Annotated in this window: 21 protein-coding genes; 3 read left to right on the top strand and 18 right to left on the bottom strand. The window is 41.8% G+C overall.

Annotated elements, in window-relative coordinates; translation table 11 throughout:
* The first annotated feature begins 604 nt into the window (after positions 1-604).
* Both V6B33_RS02040 and V6B33_RS02035 read left to right on the top strand, forming a co-directional pair.
* Entirely contained in the window at positions 605-1,237 is a 633-nt protein-coding gene (locus V6B33_RS02040; RefSeq protein WP_334216068.1) for an HNH endonuclease family protein, read from the top strand.
* Between the two features lie 68 nt (positions 1,238-1,305).
* Entirely contained in the window at positions 1,306-1,548 is a 243-nt protein-coding gene (locus tag V6B33_RS02035; protein WP_334216067.1) for a hypothetical protein, read from the top strand.
* A 279-nt stretch (positions 1,549-1,827) separates the two neighbouring features.
* On the opposite strand, the gene V6B33_RS02030 is transcribed toward V6B33_RS02035, so the two are convergent.
* Positions 1,828-2,295 (bottom strand): DUF4306 domain-containing protein, encoded by a 468-nt coding sequence (locus V6B33_RS02030; RefSeq protein ID WP_334216066.1) that lies wholly within the window; start codon positions 2,293-2,295, stop codon positions 1,828-1,830.
* A 62-nt stretch (positions 2,296-2,357) separates the two neighbouring features.
* Positions 2,358-2,879 (bottom strand): cysteine hydrolase family protein, encoded by a 522-nt coding sequence (locus V6B33_RS02025; protein ID WP_334216065.1) that lies wholly within the window; start codon positions 2,877-2,879, stop codon positions 2,358-2,360.
* Between the two features lie 652 nt (positions 2,880-3,531).
* Here V6B33_RS02025 and V6B33_RS02020 point away from each other — a divergent pair.
* A complete protein-coding gene (locus tag V6B33_RS02020; RefSeq protein WP_334216064.1) occupies positions 3,532-3,954 on the top strand; it encodes an SRPBCC family protein in 423 nt (140 codons plus the stop codon).
* Positions 3,955-4,022: 68 nt separating this feature from the next.
* Here the strand turns inward: V6B33_RS02020 and V6B33_RS02015 are convergent, their stop codons facing one another.
* From V6B33_RS02015 to V6B33_RS01940, 16 genes are all read right to left on the bottom strand, one after another.
* The gene (locus V6B33_RS02015; protein WP_442915436.1) at positions 4,023-4,394 is read right to left on the bottom strand and encodes a hypothetical protein; all 372 of its coding nucleotides are present in this window, start codon (positions 4,392-4,394) and stop codon (positions 4,023-4,025) included.
* A 182-nt stretch (positions 4,395-4,576) separates the two neighbouring features.
* Complete coding sequence (locus tag V6B33_RS02010) at positions 4,577-5,038, bottom strand: NUDIX hydrolase (RefSeq protein WP_334216063.1); 462 nt, start codon at positions 5,036-5,038, stop codon at positions 4,577-4,579.
* Positions 5,039-5,114: 76 nt separating this feature from the next.
* Positions 5,115-5,537, bottom strand: coding sequence for a FosM family fosfomycin resistance protein (gene fosM, locus V6B33_RS02005; protein ID WP_334216062.1), 423 nt, complete (start codon positions 5,535-5,537; stop codon positions 5,115-5,117).
* Between the two features lie 4 nt (positions 5,538-5,541).
* A complete protein-coding gene (locus V6B33_RS02000) occupies positions 5,542-6,414 on the bottom strand; it encodes an alpha/beta fold hydrolase (protein ID WP_334216410.1) in 873 nt (290 codons plus the stop codon).
* Between the two features lie 276 nt (positions 6,415-6,690).
* Entirely contained in the window at positions 6,691-7,482 is a 792-nt protein-coding gene (locus V6B33_RS01995; RefSeq protein ID WP_334216061.1) for an aminoglycoside phosphotransferase family protein, read from the bottom strand.
* 65 nt (positions 7,483-7,547) lie between these two features.
* Positions 7,548-8,123, bottom strand: a complete 576-nt coding sequence (locus V6B33_RS01990) for an HAD hydrolase-like protein (protein ID WP_334216060.1) — start codon at positions 8,121-8,123, stop codon at positions 7,548-7,550.
* 31 nt (positions 8,124-8,154) lie between these two features.
* Positions 8,155-8,658, bottom strand: a complete 504-nt coding sequence (locus V6B33_RS01985) for a GNAT family N-acetyltransferase (RefSeq protein ID WP_334216059.1) — start codon at positions 8,656-8,658, stop codon at positions 8,155-8,157.
* Between the two features lie 118 nt (positions 8,659-8,776).
* Positions 8,777-9,796: a hypothetical protein gene (locus tag V6B33_RS01980; protein WP_334216058.1), complete on the bottom strand. Its 1,020-nt coding sequence runs from the start codon at positions 9,794-9,796 to the stop codon at positions 8,777-8,779.
* Positions 9,780-10,334 (bottom strand): sigma-70 family RNA polymerase sigma factor, encoded by a 555-nt coding sequence (locus V6B33_RS01975; protein ID WP_334216057.1) that lies wholly within the window; start codon positions 10,332-10,334, stop codon positions 9,780-9,782. The genes V6B33_RS01980 and V6B33_RS01975 overlap by 17 nt, the downstream gene beginning before the upstream one ends.
* Positions 10,335-10,498: 164 nt before the next feature.
* Positions 10,499-10,921, bottom strand: coding sequence for a GNAT family N-acetyltransferase (locus V6B33_RS01970; RefSeq protein WP_334216056.1), 423 nt, complete (start codon positions 10,919-10,921; stop codon positions 10,499-10,501).
* A 43-nt stretch (positions 10,922-10,964) separates the two neighbouring features.
* Positions 10,965-11,660 (bottom strand): Type 1 glutamine amidotransferase-like domain-containing protein, encoded by a 696-nt coding sequence (locus V6B33_RS01965; protein ID WP_334216055.1) that lies wholly within the window; start codon positions 11,658-11,660, stop codon positions 10,965-10,967.
* A gap of 87 nt (positions 11,661-11,747) precedes the next feature.
* Positions 11,748-12,989, bottom strand: a complete 1,242-nt coding sequence (locus V6B33_RS01960; protein ID WP_334216054.1) for an ATP-binding protein — start codon at positions 12,987-12,989, stop codon at positions 11,748-11,750.
* A 383-nt stretch (positions 12,990-13,372) separates the two neighbouring features.
* A complete protein-coding gene (locus V6B33_RS01955; RefSeq protein WP_334216053.1) occupies positions 13,373-13,807 on the bottom strand; it encodes a hypothetical protein in 435 nt (144 codons plus the stop codon).
* Between the two features lie 76 nt (positions 13,808-13,883).
* The gene (locus tag V6B33_RS01950; protein WP_334216052.1) at positions 13,884-14,108 is read right to left on the bottom strand and encodes a DUF3953 domain-containing protein; all 225 of its coding nucleotides are present in this window, start codon (positions 14,106-14,108) and stop codon (positions 13,884-13,886) included.
* Between the two features lie 202 nt (positions 14,109-14,310).
* Complete coding sequence (locus V6B33_RS01945) at positions 14,311-14,715, bottom strand: cytidine deaminase (protein ID WP_334216051.1); 405 nt, start codon at positions 14,713-14,715, stop codon at positions 14,311-14,313.
* 86 nt (positions 14,716-14,801) lie between these two features.
* Positions 14,802-15,419: an NUDIX hydrolase gene (locus V6B33_RS01940; protein ID WP_334216050.1), complete on the bottom strand. Its 618-nt coding sequence runs from the start codon at positions 15,417-15,419 to the stop codon at positions 14,802-14,804.
* Positions 15,420-15,601 lie beyond the last annotated feature (182 nt).

Below are 15,601 nucleotides of genomic sequence, written 5' to 3'. Positions count from 1 at the left end.
CATGATGGAAATTGAAATAACGGTTTGACAGTTCTGCGAGTACTTTTACTCCCCCCTTTGATTAAATGCGGTCACTTGAAGTGTTCTGAAGATGACATACGATGAGGTACATTGAGGTTGATAACTGTATTGTATAGCCCCCTGAATCGTATTGACAAATGGTGTTTCCATAAGGTCTTTTGACATAGGCATACAGATGGATACTGTCTGAATTTCTTTTTTTGGGAGGGATACATACTTGAAAACTACTAAAAGTACGGGAGGGAATTGGGGTTTTTATTTAAAAGAGGAAGTGATCTAGGGAAGATACCCTTTTTAATCATAGGAAATGAATCGATATGTACTCATTGATTTCTTCATTTTAGTAAAATCGATTCAAATTCCTATTAAAATATGAATATTCACACTATTTAAAGTTAAAAACATATACTATCATAGCTCATAGAGGGGTGCGTTATTTTTTACAGAATAATACTCTTATAATACATATCCTACCGATTACTTTCCTTGTACTGGCTGGTCCCCTCTTCGCCACTTCTGCGATCTTTCTATTAACATCTTAAACAGATGTTAGTATAAAAAAATTACATATAGGAGGCATTCCATGCTGAAAAAATCATTGTCCTTAGTATTTGCCCTGATCCTGTCGTTTGCCGCTTTTGATTTTGACCTGCCAACCGCCTCGGCTATTCCGCCGGGCACACCTTCTAAATCCGCCGCACAATCTCAGTTGGACTCGTTGACCGTCAAGACCGAAAGCTCCATGACCGGCTATTCGCGGGACAAATTCCCTCACTGGATCGGCCAGGGAAATGGCTGTGACACCCGCCAACTCGTCCTGCAGCGTGACGCTGATTACTACAGCGGTGACTGCCCTGTCACTTCCGGCAAGTGGTACAGTTATTTTGACGGCGTCATTGTGTATTCGCCTTCCGACCTCGACATTGACCACATCGTTCCGCTCGCGGAAGCATGGCGTTCAGGTGCCGGCAGCTGGTCGACAGATAAACGCGAGGACTTCGCCAACGATCTCAGCGGCCCGCATTTGATCGCCGTGACCGCAAGCTCCAACCGTTCAAAAGGGGACCAGGATCCATCAACCTGGCAGCCGCCTCGTTCAGGTGCCCGCTGTGGATATGCGAAATGGTGGATCAATACGAAGTACAGCTGGGATCTAAGTCTGCAGGCATCAGAAAAGTCCGCTCTTCAGAGTATGCTCAACTCCTGTTACTACTGATGTGTTTGCTTACATTGCACTAGTGGTACTTAATGAGAAACATCCTGCATGAGAAGGGAGGCACTCGTATGGAAAAGAAGTCGACAACCTTTACTGCAACCCACGGCGTCATGACATCTGAGGCCGGTGTGATCAGCGGCGAGCTTGAACTTTTCACCTCTTGTACTGACGACGGTACGCTCGCGCTCGCCATCACGTATGCAGGTGCCGAAGAATGGTACACTTTGCCCGGAGGTGAATACCACCTTCACGATCCTCGAGACCATGAAGTTGTCCATAGGATGCTCGCGGCAGTGCTGGAACGTCCTTAGATTAATTATTTTGAATCCGAGCAATAGAATTGAAACCAGAAAGCCCCCGGACAAATGTCAGGGGGCTTTCTACTGTCTTTACGACCCTATTCTTCTAGAAACAAAGACCCCAATTAAACATAACCCGATCCCTGTTAACTTAATGACTGTGTTCCCTATAAAGTGGAAGTCATCAACTGTTAAACCAAACATAATACCTCCGATAAGAATAACAGGCAGACCGGCTAATATCCTCAACTTTCATTTCATACCTGTACCTGTAACCATGACGCATTTCAACTACCTTTTTTTCAACCCTATACCAAGGTTAAAAGGAGCAAACTGATACATTAAAGCACCGACCACAAATAGAGCCCCACAAAGTAAGAAAATATAAGACAAAGCTTGTGCTCCTTGAGTGGTAGAAGAAAACATCAGCCAGCCTAAAATAAACTGCAGAACTGCATTAATTGGAAGGTAAAAGGTGAAGAATCGTTTTCGATTCATTAACAGATAACCTGCCACCACCAATAAATATGTACTGCTGATTGCCATAACTATCGGAAAGGCAGGCTTAAACTTGATTGCATACACAATGTAATCAAACTTTGAAATATCACTCTCTTTATCTACTGCACCGGAAAAAGGGGTTGAATACTCCCATTCAAATTGCCTATCCACTATTTCGGAACCCTCGTACAATGTTGCAAAAATCGAAAATAGAAGGACTCCCACACCAAGTCCGATTTGGATTATGTAACGACTCATTTTATTCCTCCTTGCTTGTCTTCATCTATCGCCTGGGAAATGTATCCATTCGAACAACCTCATTAACGAAACTCGATTTCGCCAGACGAATAAACATCAGCAAACCACCTCAGCACCACATTATGATGATGGATGATCTGCTGCGCAGTCAGTTCATCAGAATCCCACGTACTGTGGGCATCTGAGATTAATGTAACTTTATATCCCTTACTAAAAGCACTGCGGCAGGTCGTGTCCACGCACGCTTCAGTCTGAATCCCTGCAATATACAGATGGGTGATGCGTTTTTTGATCAACTCTTCCTCTAATTCAGTGTCCAGGAATGAATCTGGTGACGTTTTTTGAATGACCGCATCCTCTGCCCGCGGTTTGATATCTGGGTGTATTCCCCATTCTTCTGTCCCATATTCAAGAGGTTTCCCTGCAGGGGCGTTATGCTGGACGTAAATGACTGAGGTATCGGCAGAACGGGCTTTCTCAAGTAATGTTTGTATGGTGGAAACGAGTCTATCCCCCTCATATACCGATGCTCTATCGGCAAACATCCCGTTTTGTACATCGATGAGCAGTAAGGCATTGTTCATTGTTTTCCCTCCTTTGTATAGAATTCCTCTTCACTTAATCTCAATTTCTGAAGAGCACCGGGACGGATCATCTGGTGCTCGGAAGCAAGGGGTCAGTCTTCATATTTCAAAATTAATGGCAATCTATGAAGTTATTTATAACCTCCATAACTTTTCCGTTTCAATTAAATGACCGATGAACTCTCCATCGGTTAATTTCATCATCAATCATCACCATTTCCCCTTTATTAGCAATCATTTAAACAGCAGTGCTCAATCTATAAGCGTTTATTTTCAACTATGGACACTTTTCGATCAACTTTCACCAGTATGTTTACTCCTGAATTTCTATTAGAGTCTTTACAAAATATGAAACTTTCTCACGATATAACCGAATCATGATTCTCACTCCCAGTCCAGTTCACTACCAATTATTTCAAAATAACCCATCTTACTCAAGAAAAATTTTCTATCGAGACAAATCCCTTAATAGAAGGGTTCATATAAGTGTCTTAATACGGCTGCAAAAATGGAACCCCAAACATGACCCCTTGATCAACAAAAAACAGGACTGAAAGCTATAGTGCAAGTCTACGGAAACATGTACAATAGAAGTAGATTTGTACACCTATTTGAACAACAACATTTTTCTTATGAGAGGAAGTTAAGTAGAATGGGAAATTCGAATAAAATCACCATCAAATCATCGGTACAGGCACCGGTGGCAAAAGTCTGGGAATATTGGACAGCGCCAAACCATATCACAAAATGGAATGCCGCTTCCGATGACTGGCACACCCCTTTTGCAGAGAATGATTTACGGGTAGGCGGAAATTTCCTTTCCAGGATGGAAGCGAAAGATGGCAGCTTCGGCTTCGATTTCGGCGGTACGTATGATGAGGTCAAAATTAATGAGGTTATTGCTTACTCAATGGAAGATGGGCGAACCGTCAGCATCACATTCAACGGGCAGGGAAATGAAACCGAAATCGTGGAAACATTTGATGCAGATACTGAGAATCCGATCGACATGCAGCGTGAGGGGTGGCAGGCGATACTTGATAATTTTAAGAGATATGTAGAGGGGACGGTTTAAGAAATAGAGAAGGAGGGTCTTCCTTTTGAGGAACGGGGGACAGACCCTGCTTTTAGTCAATTCCCCTTTTAATGTGACAGAGGATGCTGCAGTAAATAAAAAAACACCATATAGATACTGAAGAATGCCAATAGAGTAATAGAAATGAAGAATATTCTTCTCCATTTCTTCCCCATAAAATAAACATTTACCAGAAAGTAATAAATTATCCCGCATCCTAAAGTAAACAAGAAGAATTCGACGAATTTACCTGCGCTCATCTTTATTTCTTCAATCTGTGAGAACTCCCCGTTTCCATCGAGCACGATTGGAACGGTCAAACTTTGTAATAATATCCCCCCAAATATCACAATCCCCATCATATTCAATACTGTTCTGAGACTGTATTCTTTCTCTGCAATCGGCTGAGATTCAGGTGTTGTCTTATATTTCACTTCCAAGCTATCGCCTCTCCCCCTTCGATATAGTAACAAGTACGAAGGAGACCTCAAAAGGTTCCAAAATTATCCTTTCAAATGGAAACTATTCATATGATTTGCTATACAATGAGTGGTGATGTTTATCCCCGACAATTATGACATGCGGAATCTGCGGTTCTGGACCAATGTCTCTGGTATAGGAATTATTCCGACAACCTCCCCACCAGATTATAAGGTTCCACTTCCCACGTTTCATAAGGGATGACGCTTTTTGCTTTCATACAATCAATGGTACGGGATTTCATATGGGGACGAGTTATATATGTATCAATGTTCTCTTCAGTCAGCTTAATGAACGCTGCCTCTTTAATTTCTTCTGGCTGAATCTTTAATTCACCACCCGTTACACTCGCATTGAACACGACTGATAATAGATTCTTCGTTGTATTGTAATACACACCCGTTATTCCAATGGGTGAGATGAGGATACCGGTTTCCTCTTCTATTTCCCTGCATACAGCTTCATCTAAAGCCTCTCCTTCTTCCACTTGCCCTCCTGGCGGCTCCCAAGTATCAGACCGCCAATGGGTCTTGACCAATAATGCTTCTCCATTTTCATTCGTAACATATGCGGAAACTGCAATGATATGTTTTGGATGCCCCATATCCAACCACCTTCCTTTTGTTCATATTATTTGTTGGTTTGAAATAACCTGCGTCAGTCCTTTCAAAATCAATCAATCAATCATAAAACTCTATATGCGGCTTTTCCTTCCTATAATAATCCAGCCTGTCCTGCAAACTGCCCGTATGAAATTCAAATTTATGACCATCCGGATCGGTAAAGTAAACGGACTTTTTATCCCTTTCGTCTCTAAGCCGGCCAGGCAGGATATTGGTATTCAACTGCTTTAATTTATGTACTATATCATCAAACCCTGATTCTTCTACCGAAAAAGCAATATGCGTGTACGATTGGCTGATTTCATTGCGGGGGATGTCCTTTTCTTCATTAAGGGCAAGCCACATGCCGTTCAGATCAAAGTAAGCAGTAGTGCGACCCTTTACCAGCAGCTTTGCGCCAAATGCTTGCTGATAAAACAAGATTGACTCTTCCAGGTTGGACACTGAAAACAATAAATGGTTGAGTCCTTTTACTGACATGATTTCACCTCCTCGGATTCTTGCTTTGCCCGGTAACCTGTTCTACAAAATCCCCAAATACTTCTTCAAAAAATTCCTTCTCCTCTAAGAAAGGATAATGATTGCTTTCTTCAAATATCTTAAGTCTTGATTGCGGGATTGCCTCCGCTATTTCAATTGAATACGACACAGGACACTGAACGTCATGCCTGCCGCACAAGATGAGTGATGGCGCAGAGATCAGCTTAAGTTTTCTTGTTACATCAAATACATGCAATTCCCGGCTAAAATAATCTAGCCGAATACCGGACATTTTTTTGCTAATCGGAAGTGAAAAATACTGGTCATGCTTCTCTGGTCGAAATAAGGATAATTTCATCCGTTCGGCAGTGATGCCCTTTCTTTCAGCTTTACTCAGATCAAGTTGTTTCAGCGTTTCCATATAATCCTGCATGATCTGAAATTTCGAATGTTCAGGATTGTAGATACAGTCTTTCGAGAACGTCATATATTCCCTTGCCGCTGCACTGGCAATGACCATGAACGATAGACTGTCAGAATGATAGATTCCATACATGATTCCGAGCATCCCGCCAGTTGAATGGCCCGCAAATCCCCATTTTTCAAAGCCAAGGCTCTCACGGATGGCTTCCAAGTCAAAAATCGTTTCCAGCATACTCAGCTGATACGAGGCAGTGGCTATTTCGGATGCACCGGCTTCCCTCAAATTCACCAGAATGACCGTATGACTGAATGTAAAGGCCTCTGCAAAATAGTCACCCGTTTCATTGAACTCTGAATAGTGGTGGGTCACACAAAGCGGGGCACCTGTACCCTTTATGAATACTTCAAACTTTCCACGCAAAGTCTCGAGAATTCTTCCCTCCCAGTTTTCCATAAAAGTCTCAACTTTCTGCAAAAATCTCAAATCCTTCAAAACGATCATTTTTTCAATTTTGATATGGGTGTATTTTAGAAAAGAAAATTCGACAATCGGCTCAATTCCCAGGAAAGTGGCACAATTATCGGATTCCGGCTCAATTATCCGAAAACCGGCTCAATAAAAATTAGTATATTAATATTTTCGATTTTGGTAACGATCTTCCGTTTTCGACTAAAAAAGGGACACTTTTGTCCCTTTCAGAGAGGAGCCACAATAAGAAACCTTCTCCTACTATCTCCACGTATTACCATACTCCCGAACAAACGCAATATCCTTCTCATAATGCTCGACATGCCCTTCCCCGATCATCTTTTGAAAAGCAGTATCCCCTTCTCCGGCTTTTCTTTTGATGGTTTTACACAATCCTTCCAAGCGGCGGATGACCATGTCCACGACGTCTTCTTCAAAATCCATGCCGTAGGAGTCAAGGAATAATTGAATTCTCCGCTTTATCCTTCCGGCATCATTTTCTGGTTTATACACTACCGGTTCACCCGTTTCTGAAAGATGCAGTCTGCTCAATGGAACGCACGTATAGAGGGTGTATGCTATGTCATAGACCCTCGGACCGGGACCGGCGACATCGAAATCGATGATCCCCACCGGTTTTTCATGATGAAAAATGATGTTGTAAATGGGAAAATCATTGTGGCATATAACTTCATAAGGCAGGGGAGTGTTATCGATTGGCTGCCAATCTTCGTCTATTGCAAAATCACTCACCGCATCATGGTAAAGACGCAGCATCTTCGCTATCTCCTTTAGCACATCATCCGACCACATATAGTCTTTCAAAGGATAATTGCCTGCTTCCCCTTCAATATAGGAAAGAATCTCCCTGCCCTTTTCATCGATTCCCAGGAATGCAGGGGCATAAGGATAGCTTTTTTTCTTCAAATGCTTCAGTAAGGCATGTACCTTGCTGCTCTCCGGTTTCAATTCCCTGCGCACTGTATCTTTCGATCGATATACGCTCGAGACATTTCCCCCTGTCAGCTGTTCTTCGTTTTCGCGGCTTGTCATTGGGAAATCACCTCCTACTAGGTGTAAATAGTGACCAACCAATGACAGACTGGCCTGCTCCGTGTTCATTTTTTCAAAAGCGGAAATTCTGTATTGAAAAATTCATTGTAATCATTCAAATGATAATCAGCTATGTCTGATTGACCTTGGAACATGCATGTCGCAATCCCTATTTCCCTGGCCGGCAATAAATCCAATTCTCTGTCCCCAATTGCGAGGTGAATTCTTTTTTTCTTATGCAAGTGAAGGTAGGCGGCTGGATCCGGTTTACGCGGGAACCCATCGTCAATCGTTACGATATCGGCGAAATAGTTCCTCCAGCCGTAATGATCCAGTATGGTCATGACCCCAACCCTGTCTTTATGGGTCATGATCACATTACAATCGGCAAACTTCAATACTTCTTCTAAACCGTCAAAAGGTTTCATATCCAAAGGTGATATTATTTCCTCTAATCGATTCATCTCTTCGACCTGTTCACTTGAAATACCATAAAACTCAATGGCATGTGAAAAGGAAACTTTCAATTTATTATAGATTTCCTGCGTGTCCTCCTCATCCCCCAACACTTGAGAGAGAAGTCGCGTATAAGCAGGATATGTATCAAATAAAGTTCCGTCAAAATCCCATAGAATATTCAAATGGATCATCCTTTCTGTTCTACGCCTCAGATTACCATGATACCGAATGTACCTGTACCTTTTGCCCACTCAGTACAATCTCAGATTCGAGAGTCATCCCCAATTTATCTGCCACTTTTTTGGACCCGGTATTTTCAGGCTGTATCAAAGCAATGAATCTATTAATACCGAGACCTCTCCCATACACCATCAGGCTTTTGGCTGCTTCAGTCGCATAGCCTGCACCCCAATATTCTTTTGAAATCCAATATCCGATTTCTATTTCCTCTCTCCCATTAATCATTTGCGGAACCAATCCTGCATGTCCGATGGGGCTTTTAGTTGATCTATTTTCTAAAACCATTAATCCAAAAGCTTGACCAGTACTATACGTATGGTAAATCCATTCTAAAAATGTTCTGGTACCTTCCCGATCCCTCGTTTTCCCTTCTCCTATATAAAGAACCATTTCAGGATCTGATAATAAAGAATGGAGGAATTCAAAATCGACATCACCATATCTACGAAAACTTATGCGTTCTGTTTGTAAGTTCATGAGAATCTCCTTTTTTGGGTAACACGGGGACAGGTGCAGTGACTATATATATAACTGGGACAAGGGACCTGTCCCCGTGGCTCTCTCCCCGTGGCTCCCTTACTGATTTCGTCCAGTATCACTTATTAATCTCCAGCACAATCACATCAAACAATTCTCCATCCGCATAAAGCAAGAATGCCCATTCTCCCCGTTCAGGAATGGTAACAGCTGACGGGGCGTGAACATCGGCTCCGTTATTCTCGCCGCCCAGTCCAATCGTCCAGCTATAACCATTGTTCAGGACAGGATGGACTGTCTTGCTTTCTTTATGAAAACCAACGACCGTCAGTTCCGAGGCATTTGTATCCCACAGATGCCACATCCATTTTTGAGCGGTCAAGCTTGGCATGTCGGCACCTATGATGCCAGATTGGTTTTCGTTTCCTATGATGTTTCTTCCAAACGTGGTTGCTTTTCGACTCCAGTTTATTTTTTCGAAATCATGTTCTTGAACGTGGTCCGGGAGATCTTCAGGCAAGCTGACACGGTTTGTTCCTTCTTTTTCCGCCACAATCACAACCACATCACCGTAAGCTTTCCCGTCAAGGTACACTTCATATCTCCATAAGCCGCTGTAGGGAACCTGAAAGTTGGTGGAAAATCGCTGCAAGCTTGAATATCCTGCTGATGGTTCTGTAATTTTTTCAGGAGATAATACCTGCATACGCTGCCCGGTTTCTTTATGAAAGGCAGAAATGGACAGGTCTTTTCCTTTGTATGTTGTAAATGGCTCGTTAAAACGAAAGATATACCCATAAGGCTTACCCGCTTGTAATTCAGGATCAGGAAATATGCTGAAAATGACCTTCCCGTCCTCTTTATATTCGTGATTTTCTTTCCAAATCATGCTTGACGTACTGTTAATCTTTTCATTATCCGGCTTAATGAACCACTCAGTCGAGACGAAGAAACCCGCTAAGCAAATGGCAAGTGTGGCAATGATGAATAGAACAAATGAATGCGGTCTTTTTGGTGCCACTTGCATATTTGTATTTACTGCGTTCCGAATTTTATTTTTTTGAAATTCCGTAAAGTGATGACCACTGTGAGTGGTTGCATCCATCGCTTTCCTTAACCGATTAAGCCTGTCTTCCATCATCATCCCACCTTTCCATCAATTTCTTCAGCTTCGCCCTGCCCCTTTGCAGTCTCGTTTTGATTGTATTAGGATTCAGACCGAGCACTTCTTTAATCTCTTCAATCGGACATTCTTCATAATAATAAAGGATTATCACTTCCCGATATTTTATAGGGAGGGACAATACACACTTGGAGAGAAACTCTTCCTCACTCCGCTTCAACAAATTTTTTTCAGGTAACGGGTCCTTAGATGTGAAGAGAGTGAAAAGGCTGGCGTTCATCACCACTTTTCGAAATGCCGAACTCTTAAGCACATCTTTTGATTTGTTAATGGTCAGTCGATAAATCCACGCCTTAAATGAATGAATCTCATCTATTTTTTCATAATGTCTGTAGCACCTGATAAAAACATCTTGTACGATATCTTCAGCCAGATTCCAGTCCTTTACATAGTTATAGGCCATCTTTGTCAACCGTTCACCGTACTCATCCATAATCATTTCAAGCCAGACATCCCGATTTTCCGAACACCCCTCATCCTGTATCTTCCTCACACGTGTCTCACCCCACCCCTTTAATGCTAAGACGATCCAGTTAGTTGATGGTTTCATTTTTTCCAAAAAGAAATTCAATGGTTCATTTCGATAAAAAAAATACGCTTACCTTCAGTGAAGATTAAGCGTATTTGGTGTCATCTTGATTCCCCGGCACATTGAAATCAATACTCCTCGATCGTCTTCCTAAACCCATAAAACGCCCTGTAATCATTATCTTCATAGAATGTTCTCGAAGTTGACGATGCCAGCAGGTCGATTCTCGTTTTAGGATAGAGGTGATGGACATATTTTATCAGTTCCGTCCCAATCCCCTGGCCGCGGTAGCGCTGATTGATTAGCAGTTCAGTAATGTAGGTCGTCACATGCTCATCCGTGAATCCCCTTACGTATCCGGCGAGAGTGTCACCATCAAATACGAGAAACTTAATAGTTGAATGCAGCCATGCATGTTTCGTATCTTCGCTCTTTTTTACGAGATTATTCCATTCTTCTTCTGCGTTTAATTGATGCACATGTTCAAAATCCTCTGCATTAAACACTTTAATTCTATAAGTCTTACCGTTCTTTAAAGATAATTGCTGCATGTACGTTTCCCTCTTTCTTCGTTGCTCCTGCGTTCTCCGAGCTTCATCCCAGGAACTCTGTCTCAAGCTCTTCTTCTATAACCTTGTTTTCAAAATAGACCTTATACGCCTTCGCATTCGGCCTTGAGCTGACGATCTTGTGTATATCCCCGTCAATGTAATGCACAGCCGCTCCGTCATCCGCTGCAATGCCGGATTGGATTTTCCCGGATTCTATGAGTCGATGATAAACCGGTCTCCTGTCGGCTTCCCCATCGTAATGGGGACAATTGCTTCCCTGTAAGAGACCTAAGCACTCCAAAGGTTCCAACTCGTCACCGTAGGAATCCGTCACGCCCATATCAAACCAGCAAATCGAACCTGCACTGATTCCGGCCAGCAAGATCCCCTGCCCCCACGCCTTTCGTAAAATAGATTCCAATCCCCATTCTTTCCATAAGACTAATAGATTCTTGGTATTCCCGCCTCCGACATAGATGATATCTTTCTCTAATAAAAAGCCCTCCAAATCTCTTGTCGGCGGTTTAAACAATGATAGGTGGGAAGGCTGGCATTTTTCTTTTTCAAAAAAGGTGTAAAATTTGCTGATATATTGATCCGAGTCACCGCTAGCCGTTGGAATAAAACAGATCTTCGGATTTTGTTTATCGGACTGGTTAAGAATGTAGCGGTCCAGCAGCGGGTTGTCAGGTTCCATCGAGAATCCTCCACCGCCGAGCGCAATGATTTGTTTGACCAACTCGTTCACAACCTTTCGTATTATAATGTCAAGGGAACCACGGAAACAGGTACGGGTAATCTGTCCAAGGGACCAGCCCCGTGATCACTATGTATTCTCAGGCAATAAAATAGTAAACGTCGTCCCTGCACCCAATTGACTTTCCACCCGGATCTCGCCTTTCATCCGATTGACAATCTGATAACAAACCGTCATCCCGAGTCCCGTCCCTTTTTCTTTTGTGGAATAATAGGGTCTGCCTAATGATTTGAGTTGTTCCGCGGGCATCCCCGCTCCATTATCTTTGATGGTAATCACCACATGACCATCTTTATTTCGTGTGGCGGAAGCCGTTATTTCTCCGTTTTCTTTTATGGCTTCGATCGCATTTTTAAGGATATTGATGAAAACTTGTTGAATCTCCAGTTTCAATCCTTTTGCCTTCAAATCGTTTTCAATTTCTTTTTTGATTTCAATGCTGTTCATAACGGCATACGTTGACATCACATCGACAGATTCATTCATGGCCTCTGACAAACTGAACACTTCATATTCTTCCGTCTGCGGCTTGGCCAGGGAAAGGTATTGATTGATGACCTCTTGTGCCCGGTCTAATTCCTGTATGGATATATCGATAAAGTTCTTTTGTTCCTTCGATAAATTTTCTCCCTGCAGAAGCTGCATAAACCCTCTCACAGTCGTCATGGGATTCCGGATTTCATGTGCGACAGAGGCTGCCAATTGACTGACCACATTGAATTTCTCAGCTTTTATCAACTCTTTTTTGATCCTCATCTGTTCCAATCTATTTTCAATCAAATAAATAGTGAGCACCAGTGTAATCCAAATGATCAGCGTTGAGCTCACCATCAAGTGGAGTTGTTCTGTTTCATTTTTATAAAATAAGAAAAGAGATCTTGTAATCGGTATGGATAAATAAAATACAGAGATAATGACAAGTTTCTTCTTCCAATCGAAGGTACGATACCAGTTTGACAATGGTATTAGGAGAAGGCAATAGATCGCATAATTTATCGCTACCTTCAAAAATACATGGTCGGTTAACAAACCAATTGCAAGCATCACGCCGAACACAGCAAATCCAACCCTGCTGCCGCCATACATAAATGCAAGGATGATCGGAACCACCTTGAAATCGTACACATACCCGCTTGAGTAAACGACCGGAAAGATCATCGTAAACACGATGATCACCATATTCACCACAAGGAACTTGAGCTTGAACCCCTTCGTCCCCCACTCCGACTCTGTCATAAATAACTGAAAAAGAAGAATCGTAAACAATATGAATACCACATGCAACACTAAATGATGAACGGTTTCTAACATACAAGAACTCCTTTAGGACAAAAGCAGGATATTTTAGCCATCTATACTTAAACTTCGACACCTTTTTTCAATATCCCTTCAACTCGGGGAGAAAAGAACCATGGGGACTGCGGCCCATTTTAAAAATCGGACCCTGTTCCCCTCATTTTCACAACTAAATAGAGAGGTTTTTTAAAGGAAATTCGACAAGCGGCCCGATTATTGGGATTCCGGCACAATAATCGGGAAAGTGGCACAATAAAAATTAATATATTAATAATATTGAATTTATAGCCGTTCACGGGTACCTTAAAAACTTTTATTTTTATATAAAACGAGGGGAACCGTCATAAAAAGATTAAAACAGCTTATTTTTCTGTAAAATCATGTTAAAACTGCTGACTCTATATCATTCTAATGGTTAAGAGCATTGTGACCATAACGATTCCCAGAGAAGCAATGAAGAAAGGGGACATTTTGAAATTGAATAATGTCACATTGGTATCTTCAGGAATCTTCACTGCATACTTCATGAACACTCTTTCTTCATTCACGATATGGCTGGAATAATACGGCGAAAACAAGTTCACACAAAGTAAAATAAAGCTGGACACAATGAGGGAATTGATCAATCTGAAATGGTTCAAGTATCCAATCAAAATAGTCATGACCAAAAACAAGAAAAATAATATCAAACTCATCAACAATAATAAGGTCAATTGATTCAAGGAAGCAGAAAACCTTCTGTATACCCAATTCTCAAATCTCCCCCAACCCGTTGAAATCGCCACAATCGCTAAAATACCTAAAAATATATTTCCAAAGGCTAAAAAGATCATAGTTTTCCACCTGACTGGATATTTGTGATGACTGAATCAGCGTGGCAATGATCTAGCACAAGCTTGAGGATTCACATCAAAAGGTAAAAAATAAAACAACCATCAAAAACAAAGAAACTGCTACACTTAGATAGCCGTAAACTATTTTTCCTTTTTGGAACTCCTCTAATCCCATGACCAGCAGCATCACGCCCATCACAAATAACATGTAGGGCTGTATCCAAAAGTTATCTGTCATCAAACCGTAGCCAGCCATGACAATAACGATGGATGCCAATATCATTCTTAAAACTTTCAACATAGAACTATCTCCTTTATGATCATGGAGCGGTCATGCTTCCGCAGTTGAACAAAGCACCGTGATTATTCTTAAGTCTTTCTTTTACACTACAAGCTTATAATTCCTCTTAAATTGCCAGACTGCTTATTCGGACCCTTTTATTGATATGTACTGCATTTTCTATCCTCCCTCCAGAATTCAAATAAAACTGCCATCATCCTCGTCACTTTTCCCTATATGCCCGATACCAATGATAAGGTTGAACTTCCTCTAATGTTTTATAAAGGATTTCCCCTTCAGGTGTGTAAATTCCAACTTTGACTTTTGGTCCCCAATAAAAAAGTCTTTCCTGGCATATCCCGCATGGTGTCAGGATTTTATAGTCCGCTTCTTCCTCATCCCTTACTACACATATAGAATGAGTGATCTGAGTATCAAGTTTATGAGCTTCCAAGATAGCCCCTGTTTCAATGCATAATTCTGTAGAAGCATTAATAATTTCAGGAGAAACGCTTGTCAGGATTTTTCTGTCTATTGTGTACATGGCTGCAGCACCGCCCCAACCGATCGGGTATCTCTTCTCTACCAATGCTACCGCTTCTTCATAAAGTCTTTTTTCAACATTCATTTCTTCACCTCCTGCAATATCAAAATGGTTAGGCATCATGAATGCAGCTATTTTTCTTAAATGAGTCCAGCTAGCTTCTAATACGCTCAATCAAAAAACACAATTTCCCCCGGATTATGTAAGTGCCTGAACATCATCTGGATTTGCGACTCCGTATTCCTCTCCACTGATAACGGCGGCAGTTCATCTTCTGCAAAGAACTCGACGGCGCTCGTTTCTGTCCCTGCTTCCGCCTTGCCTCCGACAATTTCACACTGGATAAACATTTTATAAACGTGATACGGCGACGGCGGGTGCGGATGGCATTTTTTATCAAGTACACCTATTAGTTTCATAGCTTTAACGTTAAAACCCGACTCTTCCTTTACTTCCTTCACCGCCACTTCACCCGGCGTCAGTCCGATGTCACCCCAGCCGCCGGGCAGTGACCAGTCACCATCCGTCGTTTCCCTGACCATTAATAGTTTATTGTCCTTGAAAATAACTGCCCGGATATCTACTTTAGGCGTTGCATAGCCTGTTTCATTGGCAAACAAATCCCGGATCACGCCCTTATCCATCTCGGTATGCTGTGACAGCATTTCAACACTCATCTCGCGGATTAATTCGAATCGTTCCAAGTCATATACATCTTTAGAATAGGTCAGCCCTGCCTGCGAAATCGCCTGCAGCTGCTTTGCCCATTCCAGCCATTTCGGTTCCACAATCAATCACCTCATGTTGATTGTACCAAATATTCCCTTATGCATTTTGGATAATCAGAATATTTTTAAAAGAAATCTTCTTTACAGCAAGGATATTTTCATAACGTATAGAATGTTGTAAATGGCATGTATTCCATGCCGAGTCTAATATTGAGCGAATTTAAATAGATAATCAAAGGAGT

The organism is Mangrovibacillus sp. Mu-81, assembly GCF_036867415.1.
Taxonomy (GTDB): Bacteria; Bacillota; Bacilli; order Bacillales; family Bacillaceae_B; genus Rossellomorea.
Note: the sequence above shows the minus strand (reverse complement) of the source record. Positions and strands in the feature narration are given on the sequence as shown.